Origin of the sequence: Flavobacterium algicola (genome assembly GCF_022399565.1) — a bacterium.
GTDB classification, from domain to species: Bacteria; Bacteroidota; Bacteroidia; order Flavobacteriales; family Flavobacteriaceae; genus Flavobacterium; species Flavobacterium algicola.
In genome coordinates, this window is record NZ_JAJTUT010000001.1 from 1290853 (window position 1) to 1303821 (window position 12969).

Consider the following 12969-nt stretch of genomic DNA (forward strand, 5'->3'; position numbering starts at 1 on the left):
TTATTGTTTTTTGAAAGCTTCATATGCATCCAAATTCTTTTTGATTTGAATTACATTGTAATTTTCGTTTGATAAGATAATCGGTGTTTCTTCTATTTTAAATTCCTTATTGGACTTCAATAGATTGCTAACTACTGTTGCATATTCATCTGATTGTGCGCCTTGAATGATCAAAAACTGTTCATTTTCATTATAATTTTCAATGCGATAAGTCAGCTGTTGAAAACTATCTCCCTGAATAAATTTCTTAACTTTTAATGCCATTGCTTTCGACTTGTCATTATCTACCTTGGAAACTCTATAAAGAATTTTCCAGTTTTTTGAAGCATTATTATTAAAGCTTAAACGCTCCAAAGCCGGGATTTGACTTTCAATAATTAGCATCGATTTCTTACCTTCTTCTGTATTTGGATAATTATCTGCTACGTATTGCACTGCTTTTTTATACTCCGCCAATCCTCTTAGTTTACCTATGGCATTGGCTCTCAAAAATTCAAACTTGGATACAATCTCATCGCCTGCAAATTGATTAATTAAAACATCTGTTTTTTCCAAAACCTCATCAAATTTTTCTTCGTCATATAATGCATAGGTTTGATCATATACACCCTCGGGTGAATCTTCTGCCTCTACTACTTTTGAATTGCTGATAATTTGTGCATATCTGGAATCAGGAAATTGAGTTATAATTGCTTGCTTAACTTCTAGTGCCTTTGATTGATTGGTAATTTGATAAATTTTATACAAATTGTATAGTGTAGGTAAAACCAATTTTTGTTCTGGATTTTGACGTAATAATTGCTCCAATTTGTTCGAAGCCAAATCATATTCTTTAAATTTTTCTTTATAGATAATTCCCAATTGATAGTAGGCGAAATTGCGCTCTTTATTAATACTGTCAATTTCTTTTTTATCTGTTGGCAATTGACTTAAATAAAAATCAGTGTTGTAGGCTGGGTTATCTGCAATTTCATCTTCATTATCGGCACTAGTTACTTCGTTATCATCAGGAAAATTTGTAGCGGCTAGTTGATTATTCGAACCAGAATTTAATCGCCAGTTGCTACCAACTGTTCTTGTACCCCAATTTTTCTTAAAAGCAACTTTTCCATAAGCAACGGTCGAAGGATTGTAAAAATAAAATAGTGGCGTTTGCTGGTTGCTCGTATTGATTGATGGTGGTACCATTGCTATATTGGGCTTAGAAATTCCTGAATTAGGATCAGAAATTGCGTTATCGCCATTAGAAGCACCGTTGTTAATTGCTATATTTTTTTGAATTTGTAGCTGCTTTTCGATCAAGATTTGTTTCTTCTCGTCTTCTGCTTTTAATTGAGTAATATAATCTTTAAAGTAGGTTTCTCTATTTTCAACAGTCATATTTAAAATAGAAATAATACTATCATTTTTTACAGCAATAGCTTCATATAAAATAACATCGTCGAGATCCTTTCTAACTTTTGAAAGATGTATGAACTCTCTCGTTTTATTATTCAATTTGGTTAGCGTACTGTCATAATATTTTGCCGCCATAGGATATTTGGCATCTTTAAAATAGCGATTGGCAATGTTTCTATAATTTGAAGCCATTAGGTATTCATCGCCTTTGGTCATTTTTAAAGAAGCATTATAGTATTTTTTGGCTCTATCATCATCATCTTGTTTGTCATAAAAAAGCCCGAATTGATGATTTAGTACATCCAAAAATGGTCTGTTTTCTCTGTCTTTTAAAAGTTTATTAAAAGTTTCTACAAATAATAATGTGTCGCCATTTTTAAAATCAAACAATTGTGCTTTTTTGGCTTGCGCCTGAATTACGTATTTTCGTTCTGATTTGCGATTCATTGCTATGATAGATTCATAACTTTCCAAAGCTTTTTCAGGACTATTTAATTCTTCATACAGTTGTCCTAGAATAAAGCGATAACGTGCTTTTTGTTGGTTGTTATTTGAAAAATTTTCGGCCAATACTAATTTGGCTACAGCACTATCTTTTTCTTCTAAGTTTAAGTAGGCTTCAGAGAGAAGTGCATTTGCATCTGACTTAATTTGTTTCTTGAGTTTATCACCATCCAAGAGTTGCTTCATATTATTTACAACAAGAGCGTCATTCCCAAGTCGCATATTGGTTTTTTCACGCCAAATTTTAGCTTCATATATCCGACTACTGTTGGGATATTTATATAAAATATAATTGAAGGCGTCGAGCGCTGGGATAAATCGTTGGTCATAATAACGTGATTTTCCTAGTAATAAGTAAGCTTCATCAGTTTGAAAATTCCTTTCGGTACCATCAATATTCATAGAATGTTTTTGAATCGCTTTGGTTGCTTTGCTCTCCGCTATTTCAAAATCAGGATTTTTGGTTTTTTTATCTCCAACCAGCTCTTCATTAAACTGCATTTTCTCAATTGGTAATCGCCTCCAAAAGTTATCTTGATCATTGGCGTTAATTCCTGCAACCCCTTTATCAAGCCCAATTTGTCCATTATACAAAATATTATATTTGGTACTTAAAGCATGTGTATTTCTTGACAAAAAACTGTCTCTTTTGGTAGAACAAGCTCCTAGAAGAATGAAAAGTCCTAACGAAATTGAAGAATTAACTATATTGGTTTTCAATTGAATGTGTTTTTTATCATTTAACTTCTAAAAGAATCATTTAGTATAATGACTGGTAAAAATACATTTCTTTTTGAAATATAGAAATTTAAAGTCTTAAAAGCTTTTAAAAAGCTTTTTATCAGCCGATTCTAAAAAGTTAAAAACCAATAGCATTCAATATTTTAAGGATCACAATAAAAAACAATCTTCATAGTAGGTACATTTTATCAAGGTTTGCTATTTTTGTAAAAAATTAAATAATTATGTCTTCATTTTTAAAATTAATTATAAAAGAAGTAAAACGTGAAACTGCAAATGCTGTTTCTATTCTTTTTAATATACCCGAAGAATTAAAATCAGGTTATAGTTTTGTAGCTGGACAATATGTCAATCTAAAATTGACTCTTGACGGTAAAGAAATCCGCAGAGCTTATTCTATTTGTTCTTCTCCAGAAAGTGGAGAATTGCGAATAGCAGTAAAAGCAGTTGATAATGGTGTCTTTTCGCAATTTGCAAATAAACAACTTAAGGCTGGAGATGTTATTGAAGTTGGAAAACCAGAAGGTAAATTTACTTTTGAACCAGTAGCAGATAAGCAGAATAATTATATCGCATTCGCTTCTGGAAGCGGAATTACGCCTGTAATTTCAATCATCAAATCGGTTTTGAAAAGCGAACCTAAAAGTTCATTTGTATTGATTTACGGAAACAAATCACCTGAGGAAACCATCTTTCATCAAGAATTGCATGATCTGCATTTAAAATATGTGAGTCGTTTTTTTATTGATAACGTCTACAGCAAAGTAAATGTTGAAAATGCACAGTTTGGTCGTATTGATAAATCTGTAATTAATTTTGCTTTAAACAACAAACATAAAGAAATCGATTTTGATAAATTTTATTTGTGTGGACCAGAAGAAATGATCAACACTGTTTGTAGTGTATTAAAAGAAAAAAATGTAAAAGATTCTGCCATACGTTTTGAACTTTTCACATCCTCTTCTCAAGAAATCGAGATCAAAGAATCACTAGGTGGACATTCAAAAATTACTGTAATGGTGGATGATGAAGAGACGAGTTTTGAAATGTCTCAGAAACAAACCATATTGGAAGCTGCTTTGAAAAAAGGAATTGATGCTCCTTATTCTTGTCAAGGCGGAATATGCAGTAGTTGCCTTGCTAGAGTAACCGTAGGAACAGCAGAAATGACAAAAAATTCTATATTAACGGATAAAGAAATTGCTGATGGTCTTATTTTGACTTGTCAAGCGCATCCAACATCAGAAACTATTTATATAGATTATGATGATGTTTAGATGATTAGCAGTAGTAAGGAGTATGTGTAAAGTCGATTTATAGAGTTCAATAAACTTGGCCTACTTCCTAAATTACTAAACAATTGTAACATAAAGAGATGCTTATACAGCTGGACATACCAGTGGTATAAGCATTTTCATTTATATCAAACATTTATTCGAAATAGACAATCAAATATATTGCTCTACTCAAATTGTAATGCCGTTACCAAAATCAATTTATATTGCCTCGAATAATTTACCTGGCAAAGGTCTTATCAAACCTTTCAGTTCCATATTGAGTAATAATCCCGATATTCGATAAATAGGAAAATCACATTGCAAGGCAATAATATCCATTAACTCTTTGCCTGTTCTAAGTAAGTAGTTATAAATAATTTGTTCATCTGGTTCTAGCTCTATAAAAAGTTGTTTTTGTACCGGTTTTGAAACCGCTTGAATATTCCAATTTAGAATATAAAGCAAATCTGCAGCCGAACTGAGCACATGTGCCTTTTGCGTTTTAATTAGGTTGTTGCAACCTTGACTGTATTTATCGGTAACACGACCCGGCACCGCGAACACATCACGATTGTAATCATTGGCCATGTTAGCTGTAATTAATGATCCACCCCTATCTGCCGATTCAATTACGATAGTCGCTTCAGTCATACCAGCAACAATGCGATTACGTCGTACAAAATTCTCTTTATCGGGGTTGGTTGTGCTCCAAAACTCTGTCATAAACCCTCCATTTTCCTCCATCTTGGCAACATATTTTTTATGTGGTTTAGGATAAATTTGATTGAGTCCATGTGCAACTACTCCAATTGTCTGCAAATCATTATCCATTGCCAGCTGGTGCGCTACGATATCTACACCATAAGCAAAACCACTAACAATAATAGGATTTAAGGGGGCTAAGTCCTCTATTAATTTTCGGCAAAATTCAGTTCCGTAGGAAGTAATTTGTCGCGTTCCTACAATACTAATCATTTTACAGTTGTTCCAATCAATATTGCCCGAACTAAATAATAGTACTGGGCCATCAAAACAATGTTTTAAACGTTCTGGATAATTTTGATCTTGATAATAATGGGTTTTGATGCGATTCGACTCCAAAAAGCGGAGTTCACTATTCGCTTTATCAAAAACTGATTTGTCTTGCATGTTTTTTAGCAATGCACTGCCTACTCCATCAATAGTGGATAGTTGTTGCGGCTTGGCTTTGAAAACTTCTTCGGCAGAACCATAGTTTGTGAGTAGTTTTTTGGCCATAATATCTCCAACTCCATCTACTCTTTGAAGCGCCAATAGGTAAAATAATTCTTGTTCTGTCATGCTAATGAATTGTGTCTGAAAAGTATAAAAAATTTATCTTATTTGTTAATAAAAATTGTGAATAAAATTTTGATAACTATTTTCATTGTATAACTTTGTAACTATGAATATCGAACTCTACATTGCCCAGCTTTTATACCGTTATCAGTGCGTTACAGTACCTGGTTTTGGTGCTTTTTTGACCGAAATTCAATCTGCTCAATGGATTGAAGAAAGTCATTCATTTTTCCCTCCAAAAAAATCTGTTTGTTTTAATGCTAACATTAAAACGAATGATGGATTATTAGCTAATCATATTGCAAATACAGAGAAAACATCTTATAGTTATGCTGTAAGTGCAATTCAACATGCTGTATTAAATTGGAAGAATAGCTTGGATCAAAATGGAAGAATCACGCTAAAAGACATTGGAGATATCCAGTTAAATAGTGAAGGAAGTCTAGTATTCAAACCTGCAACTCAAAATGATTACATGACGAGTTCTTTTGGATTAAGTTCTTTAGTATCTCCAGCAATTAAAAGAGAAGTCGAAAGTTTTATTGAAACTATTGAAGAAAAAGAAGTTATTGTTTTTGAACCAGAAGTTTCAAACAGCCGTTCGTATTTGAAATATGCAGCTGTTTTTATTCTTGGTTTAGGTTTGACTGGAACAATCGGTTATCCTTTGTATCAAAATGAAATGGCTAGTCAAAAAACAATAGTTGATAAAGCTGTTCAAAAACAAGTTGAAACCAAAATTCAAGAAGCTACATTTTTCATCAAAAATCCGCTTCCTACGGTTACACTTTCTATAAAAGATAAGAAAGTAAAAATGTCTTATCATGTTATGGCAGGTGCATTTAGAGATGAAAATAACGCCAATAAGATTTTGGAAAAATTAATAAAATCGGGTTATAATGCTAAAAGAATTCCGCTAAACAAAAGTAGTTTGTACCCTGTTATATACGGTAGTTACAAAACTTTTTCTGAAGCTGAGCAAGTAAAAAGAGAAATCAATGGTAAAGACAATCCAGATGCCTGGATTTTAATCGAATCTTTATAGAATACCATTTTAATTATAAACAAAACCTCCAATAAGCCAGATGCTGATTGGAGGTTTTTTGTAGCCTTATTTTTTGAAATCTTCGACTGTCAAATCGTTTGAAAATTTTATGTTGGTCCAGTTAACCATAATCCAGGGCTTGTCAGTTTCTATAGCATCCCAGTCAGAACTTTTATATTTTCTTTTTGCTGGAATTAAAATTCCATCTACATTTACATATTCAAGCTGCATCAACATAGGGTCTGTTTTACCGTAATCGACAACAGTAAATAAAAACTGATCTACCAAATTTGTCTTTTTATTAATATATAATTGATAGGTATCTTTAGGCTTATTGTCATTAGATTCAAAAGCTATTTTAACCACATCATAAGCGTTTCCTTTGATTACTTTCTCACCTATATAAACATAGGTAATTCCTGGATCTAATAACTTTTGCATCATTGCAAACCAGTAAAAATTTGTAGGTCTACTAAAACGAACTCTCTGAATAATTTTCTCATTATCTAAAGAGACACCATTGTGTTTGAACCAGTAATCGCTTCCGTCATATCCTTGCTCAATTGTTCCTTCTAATTCGGGGAAAGTGCGTTCATGACGATCTAATTTTCCATATGATAATTCTCCTGAAAAAATATATTTTTCATTGGACACATCAGTCTTGCCATCTGGTGTTTGATAAGAGTTTGTATAAGTAACGTCGTGCTTTTGCAACAACTTATTAAAATCCCCAACCTTTTGAACCATGTTGTAAACTAGCTCGTGACCTTTGTTTTGAAAACTAGGAACTGCAACAGCAGTTGCATTTTCTTGATGATTATCGGAAGTAGACTTTAAATTATTACAACTACTTAAACCAACGACCAAAGCCAAACTCAAACATAAAGAACCTTTCATAATAGATAAAATTTGAAATTAAATATCGTCTGATGTATCAGACGATATTGTATTGAGGATTCTGCATCATTTGGCATATCAACCTCAAAAAAATAGAATATTTGCTAACCTAATCATTCATTTAGATACAAAAAAGCCATTTAACAGAATATTATATTTCGAAAGAAATAATTCATTATCATGCAATTATATAATTTTGAAAATTAATCTAATCTATGAAATCAAACTGTTTATAGATGTAAATAGTCACAACGTCTATTTGCTTTTTGAGACAGATGTAATTAAAATACCTTTAACCCAATGATTAGAAAAACATTAATTTAAATTCAACTATTATGAAAAATATTTATAAAACTATCGTATTAAGCATCGTTCTACTTTCTGGAATTACAGAAGTAACTGCTCAAAACAGAACTACCAAAACGGTAGCTACAAAAAAAGTTTCGGTAAAAAGAGTACCATCATCAAAAGTGGTTTATAAAACGCCTAAAAGTAAGGTAGCCACTGTGCGTACATTACCCAACAAAACTAACATCAAATACAATGGACAAAATTACTATTATTCAAACAATAAATATTACACATATTCACAAGGTCATTACGTAAATATAATGCCCAAAGTAGGTTTTAAAACACGTGTATTACCTCAAAATTTCGTAAAAGTTAATTTCAAAAATCATAACTATTTTCAGTCTCAGGGAATGTTTTACATCCAGAGCGGTAGCGATTATGAAGTAGTAGACCCAGAGATTGGAACTATAGTTTACGAGCTTCCGAGTGATTATGAAAAAGTGACTATTGATGGTCAAACTTATTATGAATATGGAAACATACTATATGAAAAAGTACAAGATAACGGTGCAAGAGCTTACGAAGTGGTAGGTTTTATTGATGCCAATTAATTAAAAGAATAAAAGGTTGTTATAATTCAAATGTTTAAAGGGTCTTCGTCATTATTGATGAAGACCCTTTAATTTTTAAATAAACAAGATAATATCTACCTTAGAACGCCCTGTTTTATGCGGTTTAGAAGGTTTTAAGACTAAAAACAATAAAATAATGTGGTCCTATAAAATTAAGTCTTAAAAACGCTTATTTTAGCATTTTCTGCGGTACTGGCTATACACACTCGCTTTAATCTCCTGGGCTACGTAATAAGAGCTCAAACAATCGCTCCTATCCCTAATACAAACTCGAGTTACAATTCAAAACATTCTACCTCACTCGATGAGATACCCAGTATCCAGTAAAAAAATTCTTTGTCAAGTCGAGCGCAGTCGAGACATTTTTATGCACTAAAAATTTGATCGAATTGACTGCTGGTTCTGAATAAGCAGATTCTTTGTCAAGTCAAGCGCAGTCGAGACATATATTTCTAACAATCATGTATGTATATAAAATTTAAATAAGAATCTAATTCAAACTTGCTTTAAACATTTTTAATTCTTCCCAACTAAATTTATCACCTAATTTTTCTTTCATTGGTGTCAAGGATTCTTCCTGGTAAAATTGAAAAGCTTCTCTTAATTCTACTATTTTATCATCGGGCAATATTTCATTTATAGAAACTCTCTTGGCTTGAATTAGTTTAACTAGATGACCTTCGATAGTGAGCGGTGTCACTTTGCGAAGTTCTGCAATTTCAGCAACACTGTTTTTTGCTATCCACAAATCATATGTTTCATCTACAGTAGATTTTTTTGGGACTTTTTTATCTGTTTTTTTCTTAGCAGCGTAACGATCAATATCGGCTTCATCTTCAATTAAAGTAATATGAGTCTCTTTAAATTGATTTTGAATCGCGTTTGTTTTTCGAGATAAATAATTTTTAATATCATTGGACGTCAATTTTTCCTTCGAAATACTCTCACCAGCCACTACTGTTTCTATCAATAGTTTGGCTTTCATTAAACGTAAGACCGATTTGGACTGAAAATCTTCTAATGCTTTTAATTCTTCATAACGGGTTTTGGCTTTTTGCAAGCGTTTAACCTCTTCAATTTTCCAGAGAATTTCAAATACTAATTCATCAAGAGCCGGTAAGAAATAATTAAACGCCGCATCGATTCGTTGTGAAACGTGTAATAAATCGACCGTTTCTTGTTTGAAGATAGAGTTAAGCTGAACGATGAACTTTTGAGCCGATACATACAACCCATCCATCATCATAAAATATTTATTTGCCCAAACCGCATGAGCCGACTTAGCTGGTGATTCGGGATCTTCATTATAACTGTATCTGTGCGTACGCCATTCTTGAGCCAATTCTTGCCAGTCAAAACTGTTTATTAGGTAGTTATGAATAAAATTTTTAGTTTCAAAGTGCAACGAATTTTTTAAAACCTCCTCCGAAGCTTTATTTTGTGCATATTCCATCACTTCTTCGTCGTTGGAAATTCCGTTCATACGCAAGGGAGAAAGCAAAATAAGCCCTTCTAAAGAACGTAATCGCGATAATGCAACATATGCCTGTCCTGGCATAAAAACTTGCGAAACATCGACCGCAGCTTTGTCAAATGTAAGTCCTTGACTTTTATGCACCGTTATCGCCCAAGCCAATTTCAGCGGGTATTGTACAAATGTGCCCAAAATCTCTTCTTGTATCTCCTTTGTCATTGGGTCTACACTATAGCGAATGTTTTGCCATTCGTATTTATCAACTTCAATTGTTTTATTTTCTTCAGGAAAATGCACCCGCACTTCTTTAAGCGATAGCGTCTTAATGATTCCCATTTTACCATTAAAATAATGTTTATCTGGGGATGTATCATTTTTAACAAACATCACCTGTGCTCCTATTTTCAATGAAAGTTCTTTTTCTAAGGGATACATTTTCTCTGGAAAATCATCTGTAATTTCTGGTTTGTAATTTACCAAACTTCCTTCTAGATCGGTCAAAGCTTGCGCATTCATTGTATCTGCTTTCACGTTATGTGTCGTTAGGGTAATATAACCCTTATTGGCTTTTAGATCAAAATTGGGCTGCACATATTGATTCAGCGCTTGCACATCGGCGTTTGTAATTGTGTTGTTTCGTAAATTGTTAAGGACCGCAATAAACTTATCGTCGCTCTGGCGGAAGATTTTAGATAATTCGATATATAAAGGTGGACTTTGCTGAACGGCATGCGAATGAAAAAAGAATTTTCCTCTGTAATATTGTCTTAATGTGCTCCATTCCTCATCACGGATAACGGGTGGTAATTGCAGTAAATCTCCAATATATAACACTTGAACACCTCCAAAGGGCATCGATTTCTTGCGCACTGTTTGCATCATAAAATCAATAGCATCAAGTAAATCGGCACGTAGCATACTTACTTCATCGATCACTAGCAATTCCATATTCTGAATGACAGCTTTCTTGGTAGCATTCATCTTAAAATGACGTCTTAGGGTATCCTTAGATTCAAATTTAACACGCTCATTAAATTGAGATGCAACATTAAAGGCTGGAATAAATCCGCCAAAGGGTAGTTGAAACATTGAATGTATGGTAACACCACCGGCATTCAAGGCAGCAATACCAGTTGGAGCTACTACCACGGTGTTTTTATGTGTAGATTCAATAATTTGACGCAGGAGCGTAGTTTTACCAGTACCCGCTTTACCTGTCAAGAAGATAGATCGTTGCGTCTGATTGATAAATTGTAAAGTGTAATTTGCGGCTTCAGTTAATGTTTGCATGGCGTATAGAGTATAAAATTGATACCGTAAAATTACATTTTTTGATCATATGTAGTTACGTCAAAGAATAAAGTTTTTAGATTGAAAATTTGCATCCTAACAACTTATGATGCAAAGTGTCATTTTGATTTCTGACTTATATTTTGGGGTCATATTTTAAAGTAAGACAGATACTAATTACAGGTAAATTGATTACTGCACTAAAACAAAAAAGCCTTCATTCTAAATTAGAATGAAGGCTTAATTATGTATTTATGAGATATTATTTTTTAACCTCAGTTTCTTTTTTCTCCTCGACTTTTTCTTCTTTTTTCTCTTTAGAAGCATACTTGTCATTTAGCTCTTTGATGATTGTTTTTGTAATATCAAATTTTTCTTCTGCATATAAAACAGATGCTGCATCTCCTGTACCGTAGATGTAAGCATAGCCATTCTTTTTACCATATTCTTTAATGAATTTTTTCACGCCAGTAACTAGTGTGTCCATTTCTGCACCACTCTCTTGTTGCAGTTGTTGTGATAAAGCTTGTTGAGCATATCCTAATTGTTGCTCTCTCTTTTGCAATTCAGCACCTTTTTTCTGTGCCCACTCTTGACCATTTGCTTGCGCTTGTGATTGAAAGCTGGCAGCGTCTTGTTTGAAACGATTTATCTCTGCTTCTAGTTGTCTTCCTTTTTCTTCAGACTGTGCTTTGTATTTTGCTTCAAGATCTTTTGCCTCTGTGTATTCCTTCATTAATTCCGAAGTATCAACATACGCTGTTTTCACTTCTTTTACTTCGGCCGCTTTTTGACATGATAGAATTGAAACTGCCATTGCGGTAATTAATAATACTTTTTTCATTTTGGTTTATTTGTTATTAAATGTGATTAGAACAAAAATATAAAAAATTTATTAGTAACCTAAAATTGTTTGAAAATTGTACCATTTTCTCACTATTAGATTTAACTATAACTATTCGTTATGAGATAATTGAAAGCTATAAAAAACGGCTTTTATATCTTTATTTTAAGCTAATTTTAAAAATTTTGATAGGTTGTATCTGTTTACGAATAAAATATACGCTTAAAATCGCTTAAAATGATTTTTAAGCATTTTTAAGGACGTAAATATGTGATGAGTACTCTGAATTAGCTTTTGCTTTGATGTTTGACTGTAATCCTATAAAAGATGCTTTAATAAAATTCATTCTTCCAGTTTTGTATTTTTCTGATAATAAACTAACATAATAAGAATCAAATTTCATAGGTAGCACTTTTTCCAATTCCATTTTTTCATTTAGAAAAAGTTTTTGAATGGCTGTTTTTGAAAAATGCCAAAAATGTATTGGCACATCATATGCTGCCCAAAATTCTTTATAATGTTTTGCATCGAATGATTTAAAATTTGGAACTGCAATTATTAAAGAACCTGAAGGTTTCAACAACCGCTTCAACTCCTTTATTTGAAAATCAAGATTTGGAACATGTTCCAATACATGCCACATTGTAATTACATCAAAAGAGTGTGCATCCAAATCGGAAGTAGATTCAACAAAATCGATCCCTTTTGTAATTGCAATACCTTTGGCGCGATCGCTTGGTTCTATCCCTACTGTTTTCCATCCGTTTTCCTTTGCTACATTTAGAAAATCTCCAGTACCTGCACCAATGTCCAAAATTGCACCTTTAGACATTTGCATTTTATTGATAAGATTCAATTTGTTTTTCAGGGCAATGCCTTTTACAAATTGGTACGCTTTTTCAAAAAACGATCTTCTGTTATCGGTATGAGATATATAATCTTCACTTTCATAATATTTACCTAACATTTCTAAACTAGGTTGTGGATGCGTAATAAGCATATCCAATGTTTCATCGTGATATAATTCAAAAGTTTCTTTGGAGACAGAATGATCTTTAACAGTTAGAAAGTGTTTTTTATTTGAAATATTCATTTTTATATTTAGTATTCGATTGTGAAGTCTTCATCAGTCCTTACTGAGTGAAATTCAAAGTTTAAATTGTAATTAAAACATTTATACAGTTTTCTTAGCAATGGCAGTGGTTAACAAGGTAGTTTCACGTGGAACATCCTATTTTAATTAAATAATAGTTATTAGA

9 protein-coding genes are annotated in these 12969 nt (G+C 32.5%); 3 read left to right on the forward strand and 6 right to left on the reverse strand.

Going from position 1 to position 12969, the window contains the following annotated elements; all coding sequences use genetic code 11:
* Positions 1 to 2622, reverse strand: a complete 2622-nt coding sequence (gene porW, locus LXH21_RS05500) for a type IX secretion system periplasmic lipoprotein PorW/SprE (protein ID WP_239863261.1) — start codon at positions 2620 to 2622, stop codon at positions 1 to 3.
* Between the two features lie 245 nt (positions 2623 to 2867).
* Between porW and LXH21_RS05505 the strand changes: the two genes are divergently transcribed.
* Entirely contained in the window at positions 2868 to 3920 is a 1053-nt protein-coding gene (locus LXH21_RS05505) for a ferredoxin--NADP reductase (RefSeq protein WP_239863262.1), read from the forward strand.
* Between the two features lie 219 nt (positions 3921 to 4139).
* On the opposite strand, the gene dprA is transcribed toward LXH21_RS05505, so the two are convergent.
* Entirely contained in the window at positions 4140 to 5240 is a 1101-nt protein-coding gene (gene dprA, locus LXH21_RS05510) for a DNA-processing protein DprA (RefSeq protein ID WP_239863263.1), read from the reverse strand.
* 103 nt (positions 5241 to 5343) lie between these two features.
* Here dprA and LXH21_RS05515 point away from each other — a divergent pair, with 103 nt between their 5' ends.
* A complete protein-coding gene (locus LXH21_RS05515) occupies positions 5344 to 6282 on the forward strand; it encodes an HU domain-containing protein (RefSeq protein WP_239863264.1) in 939 nt (312 codons plus the stop codon).
* A 66-nt stretch (positions 6283 to 6348) separates the two neighbouring features.
* Here LXH21_RS05515 and LXH21_RS05520 read toward each other — a convergent pair whose 3' ends face one another.
* A complete protein-coding gene (locus LXH21_RS05520) occupies positions 6349 to 7179 on the reverse strand; it encodes a DUF6503 family protein (RefSeq protein ID WP_239863265.1) in 831 nt (276 codons plus the stop codon).
* A gap of 335 nt (positions 7180 to 7514) precedes the next feature.
* On the opposite strand from LXH21_RS05520, the gene LXH21_RS05525 reads away from it, so the two are divergent.
* Positions 7515 to 8081 (forward strand): DUF6515 family protein, encoded by a 567-nt coding sequence (locus tag LXH21_RS05525; RefSeq protein ID WP_239863266.1) that lies wholly within the window; start codon positions 7515 to 7517, stop codon positions 8079 to 8081.
* A gap of 511 nt (positions 8082 to 8592) precedes the next feature.
* On the opposite strand, the gene LXH21_RS05530 is transcribed toward LXH21_RS05525, so the two are convergent.
* The 3 genes from LXH21_RS05530 to LXH21_RS05540 all read right to left on the reverse strand — a co-directional run bounded on the left by LXH21_RS05530 (position 8593) and on the right by LXH21_RS05540 (position 12803).
* Positions 8593 to 10866 carry a helix-turn-helix domain-containing protein gene (locus LXH21_RS05530; RefSeq protein ID WP_239863267.1) on the reverse strand — a complete coding sequence of 758 codons (2274 nt, stop codon included), beginning with the start codon at positions 10864 to 10866 and terminating at the stop codon, positions 8593 to 8595.
* 262 nt (positions 10867 to 11128) lie between these two features.
* On the reverse strand, positions 11129 to 11710 hold the full coding sequence (locus LXH21_RS05535) for an OmpH family outer membrane protein (RefSeq protein WP_239863268.1): 582 nt from the start codon (positions 11708 to 11710) through the stop codon (positions 11129 to 11131).
* 244 nt (positions 11711 to 11954) lie between these two features.
* The gene (locus tag LXH21_RS05540; protein ID WP_239863269.1) at positions 11955 to 12803 is read right to left on the reverse strand and encodes a class I SAM-dependent methyltransferase; all 849 of its coding nucleotides are present in this window, start codon (positions 12801 to 12803) and stop codon (positions 11955 to 11957) included.
* Between the last annotated feature and the right edge of the window lie 166 nt (positions 12804 to 12969).

Excerpts from the sequence above, each read along its gene's own strand:
- LXH21_RS05520 (WP_239863265.1), bottom strand. The coding sequence starts at position 7,179 with ATGAAAGGTTCTTTATGTTTGAGTTTGGCTTTGGTCGTTGGTTTAAGT.
- LXH21_RS05540 (WP_239863269.1), bottom strand. The coding sequence starts at position 12,803 with ATGAATATTTCAAATAAAAAACACTTTCTAACTGTTAAAGATCATTCT.
- LXH21_RS05505 (WP_239863262.1), top strand. The coding sequence starts at position 2,868 with ATGTCTTCATTTTTAAAATTAATTATAAAAGAAGTAAAACGTGAAACT.
- LXH21_RS05525 (WP_239863266.1), top strand. The coding sequence starts at position 7,515 with ATGAAAAATATTTATAAAACTATCGTATTAAGCATCGTTCTACTTTCT.
- dprA (WP_239863263.1), bottom strand. The coding sequence starts at position 5,240 with ATGACAGAACAAGAATTATTTTACCTATTGGCGCTTCAAAGAGTAGAT.
- LXH21_RS05535 (WP_239863268.1), bottom strand. The coding sequence starts at position 11,710 with ATGAAAAAAGTATTATTAATTACCGCAATGGCAGTTTCAATTCTATCA.
- LXH21_RS05530 (WP_239863267.1), bottom strand. The coding sequence starts at position 10,866 with ATGCAAACATTAACTGAAGCCGCAAATTACACTTTACAATTTATCAAT.
- LXH21_RS05515 (WP_239863264.1), top strand. The coding sequence starts at position 5,344 with ATGAATATCGAACTCTACATTGCCCAGCTTTTATACCGTTATCAGTGC.